Raw genomic sequence first — 1,436 nt, 5'->3', positions numbered from 1 at the left:
AGGATGATTTTTCAATTGTTTAACTTTTGTCTCGCACCCGCATAGCGGGTGGTTTTTTGTTTCGGAGACTTCGCCTCCTCAACTGGCTAAAGCCCTTAATTAAAATCTGGAGCATGGTTTTTTCCATGCCCCGGATTTATTATACAGCCAATAAAAAAAAGGGGCTGATCCAAAAGTCCTAAAATTTAACAAAGTTCATATGAAAACTCATAGGTGCAGTGGTTTATTGATATCTAAATTCGCTTTATAAAAGCTTTTTAGATATCTAATAAACTGTGCGGGGGTGACTCTAAAAAAATCGATTTCTCTGAAATCACGATTTTTGAGTCACTCCCACTTAAGATAAATATTTATTGTTGTATTCATTTTTTCGATACGCAAACGACATCTACAAATACATTTACATCTATGTGCCTTTTTAGGACTTTTTTAACGTCAAAATTGCCTTTATCTACAAATACAAAATGCTTGTAAAATAGCTTAAAACCAGGATTTTCATCCTCTTGTTCGCTGTAGCAATACCACGCACTCAGCGGTTCTCTGTTACTGTATTACTACTCCTCTACGACAGCTATCACATAAAGCATTCGTAATTAACGGCTTCGGTCTACTCTCTTGTCATTAAAACAACTGCTTCAACCCCTATGGTTAAGGGGAACATATCCACACTCGTAGTCGGAAACATATCCAACATTGGCTCTCGTTTGTGGGAAGATATCAACGGTTTTGTCTGTTCGTGAGAACATATCAACTCAAATCATTTCATGATTAATCCCTTATCAATGGCTTCCTGAATAATCTTATGACAACATACCCCCAAAGGATTGTTTCCCTTACAAAGCGAATTTTTCATTGCTCCAGTTATGGCATTTACTTCTTTAACGGTTTTCGCACCATGCTTTACAACTTCTTCAATTACCTGATCTTCTGTGACTTTGCTGCAATAACAAGCATACTTAGGATCTGCATCTTTCTTAAACCAGATAGGAACCCTAACTTGGTCTTTTAAGAATTTTATTTCTTTATCTATGTTATAGTAAATAACGTCGCAGTCCTCATTCATGCATATCTTATATTGATCTCCATCAACGGCATTACGATAATCATCTGTCACCAAGTGTTCAACGGTTATCCTACTAACTGTTACTCCTTCATTATTACAGACAGGGCAACTCTCCTTTGTTCTATTTAAATTTTGTGTGATACATTCACAGCAACATTCATCAATAACTTTCAATTACATAACCTCCATATCTTTAAAACCATTTAATTCAAGGTAAATCCCAACCAATTTTCATTTATAGTTTTTAAATTAAAAAATACCCCTTGATTGTATCAATTAGGTAATAGCCCCCAAAATTTGGACAAATTTTGGAGGGCTATTTATTATGAAATTAACAGATGAAAATAGGATAGAGATATATAGACTTAAGAAA

General features: G+C 34.8%; 1 protein-coding gene. It reads right to left on the bottom strand.

What is annotated here, in order from left to right; all coding sequences use genetic code 11:
* Positions 1–757: 757 nt before the first annotated feature.
* Positions 758–1,237 carry a Csac_0668 family 2Fe-2S cluster-binding (seleno)protein gene (locus tag PNO30_RS05605; RefSeq protein WP_271966435.1) on the bottom strand — a complete coding sequence of 160 codons (480 nt, stop codon included), beginning with the start codon at positions 1,235–1,237 and terminating at the stop codon, positions 758–760.
* Positions 1,238–1,436: the final 199 nt, after the last annotated feature.

Origin of the sequence: Gemella haemolysans (assembly GCF_028308085.1) — a bacterium.
Taxonomy (GTDB): Bacteria; Bacillota; Bacilli; order Staphylococcales; family Gemellaceae; genus Gemella; species Gemella haemolysans_D.
Note: the sequence above shows the minus strand (reverse complement) of the source record. Positions and strands in the feature narration are given on the sequence as shown.